Origin of the sequence: Xenorhabdus sp. PB62.4 (assembly GCF_014467285.1) — a bacterium.
Taxonomy (GTDB): Bacteria; Pseudomonadota; Gammaproteobacteria; order Enterobacterales; family Enterobacteriaceae; genus Xenorhabdus.
Genome location: NZ_NKHR01000084.1, coordinates 1 through 1084, shown reverse-complemented (window position 1 = coordinate 1084; position 1084 = coordinate 1). Strand labels below are relative to the sequence as shown.

General features: G+C 49.1%; 1 pseudogene. It reads right to left on the bottom strand.

The features are described from left to right. Positions 1 to 1010, bottom strand: a pseudogene (locus tag Xenpb_RS19290) (IS3 family transposase); the annotation flags it as partial. Positions 1011 to 1084 lie beyond the last annotated feature (74 nt).

Genomic DNA, 1084 nt, shown 5'->3' with positions numbered 1-1084 from the left:
TCCCGCCAAAGGAACCCATTCGCTTTTTAAGCTCCGGAAAAAACGTTCCATCGGGCTGTTATCCCAGCAATTTCCACGCCGGCTCAGGCTTTGTTTAATACCATAACACTGCAATAATCGTCTGAACGCTTTGCTGGTATAGTGGCTACCTTGATCACTGTGAAACAGGAGCCCTTGCGGCCTTTCTCTGGATTCAAAGGCCTTTGCTAACGCTTTCTTCGTCAGTTCGGAGTCCGGAGAGAAAGACATCGCCCAACCGAGGGGTTTACGGGCAAAAAGGTCGATGACGACCGCCAGATAAGCCCAACGTTTACCGGTCCAGATATACGTCACATCCCCACACCACACCTGATTGGGTGCGGTGACCGCAAACTGACGGTCAAGATGGTTCGGAATATCAACATGCTCTTGTTCCTTTCGTGAATAGCGATGCCTTGGCTGTTGGCGACTAACCAGCCCCAATTCAGCCATTAATTTTCCCGCCAGCCATCGGCCCAATGGCCTACCTTTGGTGGTGACCATCGTCGCAATTGTCCGTGCACCGGCTGAGCCGTGGCTCTCGTTAAAGGCTTCACGCACCAGACTCTTTAATTTGACTCGCTCAGGATCGGGCGGCTTTCCCCGTTTTTGCCAGGCTTGATAACTACTGCGATAAACGCCAAGCCGTTGGCAAAGGAAAGCCACGGGATAATGCACTCTGAATTGTTCGATTAGCGAGAATTGTTCAGGTAATCCGACATCAAGAGTGCTGAAGCCTTTTTTAAAACTTCATTTTCCATTTCAAGGCGTTGGAGTTTCTTTTTCAGGTCACGGATTTCAATGTGCTCCGGTGTGATGGGCGAAGCGGTGGGAGATTTTCCCTGCCGTTCCTGCTTTAACTGATGAACCCATCGCCCCATAGCGGACTGACTGACATTCATGGCTCTGGCGGCATCGGCAATACTGTAGTTTTGGTCAAGCACTAACTGTGCTGATTCCAATTTAAATTCGGGGCTGAAACTTCTTTTCATTATGTCACCTGTTGAATTATCGAAGTGAGAATATCACCTCTATAACGGTGACCAAAATCATTGAACCACATCAA